The sequence below is a fragment of the Seonamhaeicola sp. NFXS20 genome, from assembly GCF_049132085.1.
Classification (GTDB): Bacteria; Bacteroidota; Bacteroidia; order Flavobacteriales; family Flavobacteriaceae; genus Seonamhaeicola.
Map to the genome: position 1 here is coordinate 1 of NZ_JAFMPU010000047.1, position 1,079 is coordinate 1,079.

The following is a 1,079-nucleotide window of genomic DNA, read 5'->3' on the forward strand; positions in this document are numbered from 1 at the left end:
AGTAATATAGACAAAGCCACTGGTTTTGAAAAAAGATTTGAAAACGTAGGCACCATTGTTTTTGAAAACTCAACCGAAGCCTCAAAAGCAGTAGCCCAAGAAATAGCCGATTTAATCAAAGTAAAGCAATCTCAAAAGCAACCCTGTATATTAGGTTTGGCCACGGGTTCTACCCCCAAAGGGCTATATGCCGAACTGGTAAGGCTGCACAAAGAAGAAGGCCTAAGTTTTAAAAACGTGGTATCCTTTAATCTGGATGAATACTACCCCATGGAGCCCGATTCTATAAACAGCTATGTACGTTTTATGAAAGAACTCCTGTTTGATCATGTAGACATATTGCCAGAGAACATCAATATTCCAGATGGTACCCTAACCAAAGAAGCCATTTCAGATTATTGCCGTCAATACGAAGCCAAAATAGAAGCCTTAGGCGGTATAGATTTACAAATACTGGGTATAGGAGGTAATGGTCACATAGGTTTTAACGAGTCAGGTTCTTTAAAAAACTCAAAAACTCGATTAGTAGCTCTAGACCATATAACCAGAGTAGCTGCCAGTGGCGATTTTGGAGGATTGCAAAAAACCCCAAGAACCGCCATCACCTTAGGTGTAAAGAAAATCATGGAAGCCAAGAGAGTCATACTTATGGCTTGGGGCGAAGGCAAATCAAGCATTATAAAAGCCTCTGTAGAAGGCACCGTAACCAACCAAGTACCCGCCTCTTATTTACAAGAGCACAACAATGCCACCTTTGTATTAGACCAAGCCGCTTCCTCAAAGCTTACAAGAATTAACACCCCATGGTTAGTAGAAAAAGTAACATGGACCGATAAACTCATCAGAAAAGCTGTTTTAGGATTAGCACTAAAGCTAAAGAAACCTATTTTAATGCTCACCGATGCCGATTATATAGAAAACGGTATGAGTGATTTATTAGCAGACTCAGGTCCTGCCTACGACATAAATATTAAAATTTTTAACAAGCTACAAAACACCATCACCGGCTGGCCAGGGGGAAAACCCAATGCCGATGATAGTAAACGTCCAGAACGTGCAGAACCAGCCAAAAAACGCGT

At 40.8% G+C, this 1,079-nt stretch carries 1 protein-coding gene; it reads left to right on the forward strand.

Annotated features, from left to right (window positions below):
• A partial coding sequence (gene nagB, locus J1D01_RS17420) for a glucosamine-6-phosphate deaminase (protein ID WP_421151781.1) occupies positions 1–1,079 on the forward strand: 1,079 nt, incomplete at both ends.